The sequence below is a fragment of the Streptomyces phytophilus genome (genome assembly GCF_013870535.1).
GTDB classification, from domain to species: Bacteria; Actinomycetota; Actinomycetes; order Streptomycetales; family Streptomycetaceae; genus Streptomyces; species Streptomyces phytophilus.
In genome coordinates this window covers 1-1,287 of sequence record NZ_JACBXC010001522.1, presented here as the reverse complement: position 1 = coordinate 1,287, position 1,287 = coordinate 1, and the positions used below count along the sequence as shown (strand labels likewise).

Annotated in this window: 1 protein-coding gene; it reads left to right on the top strand. The window is 72.0% G+C overall.

The features are described 5' to 3' along the window. A partial coding sequence (locus H5J30_RS33925; protein WP_181791643.1) for a dolichyl-phosphate-mannose--protein mannosyltransferase occupies positions 1–1,287 on the top strand: 1,287 nt, incomplete at both ends.

Genomic DNA, 1,287 nt, shown 5'->3' with positions numbered 1-1,287 from the left:
TCGTGGCGCTCTTCGCCGGTGTGCTGCGGTTCGTGAACCTGAGCAGCCCGCGCGCGGTGATATTCGACGAGACGTACTACGCGAAGGACGCCTGGTCGCTGCTCCAGCTCGGCTACGAGGGCAGTTGGCCCAAGGACGCCAACGACAAGCTCCTCGACGACCCGCAGGTCATCCCGCTCAGCGAGGATCCCGGCTATGTCGTCCACCCGCCCGTCGGCAAGTGGATGATCGCGCTCGGCGAGTGGGCGTTCGGCCTGGACCCCTTCGGCTGGCGCTTCGTCGTCGCCCTGCTCGGCACCCTGTCGGTGCTCATGCTGTGCCGCATCGGCCGCAGGCTGTTCCGCTCGACGCTCCTCGGCTGCCTGGCGGGGCTGCTGATGGCGGTGGACGGGCTGCACTTCGTGATGAGCCGCACGGCGCTGCTCGACCTGGTGCTGATGTTCTGGGTGCTGGCGGCGTTCGGCTGCCTGCTCGTCGACCGGGACCGCGCGCGCGAACGGCTGGCCGCCGCACTGCCGGCGGGGCGGCCGGACGACGCGGTGGCCTCCGGGCTGCGGCTGGGGGCGCGGCCGTGGCGGCTCGCAGCGGGAGCCTGCATGGGGCTCGCGCTGGGCACCAAGTGGAACGCGCTGTTCATCCTCGCCGCGTTCGGCCTGCTGACGGTGCTGTGGGATGCGGGCGCACGCCGTACGGCCGGATCCCGCCGCCCGTACGCGCGCGCACTGCGCCTCGACGTCGTGCCGGCGTTCTTCTCCACGGTGCCGGTGGCGGCCGCGGTGTACGTCGCCTCCTGGACCGGCTGGTTCGCGTCCGGCAACGGCTACTTCCGCGGCTGGGCGGAGGACCGCGACACCGCGTTCCCGTTCGTCCCCGACGCCGTGCGCAGCTTGTGGCACTACCACGCGGTGGTCTACAGGTTCCACGTCAACCTCGACTCCGGTCACACCTACGACTCCAACCCGTGGAGCTGGCCCGTGGTGGGCCGGCCCGTGTCGTACTTCTGGGACGACCCCCGGCCCGGCGACGGCGGCTGCCCCGCCGACGCGACGGAGAACTGCGCCCGCGAGGTTCTGGCGCTGGGCACCCCGCTGCTGTGGTGGCTGGGCGTCGCGGCCGCGGTCTACGCGCTCTACCGCTGGGGCCTGCGCCGCGACTGGCGCGCGGGCGCGATCCTGTGCGGGCTGGCGGCCGGCTGGGTGCCGTGGCTCTTCTACCAGGAGCGCACGATCTTCCTCTTCTACGCCGTCGTCTTCGTCCCGTACCTGTGCCTGGCGGTGACGATGATGC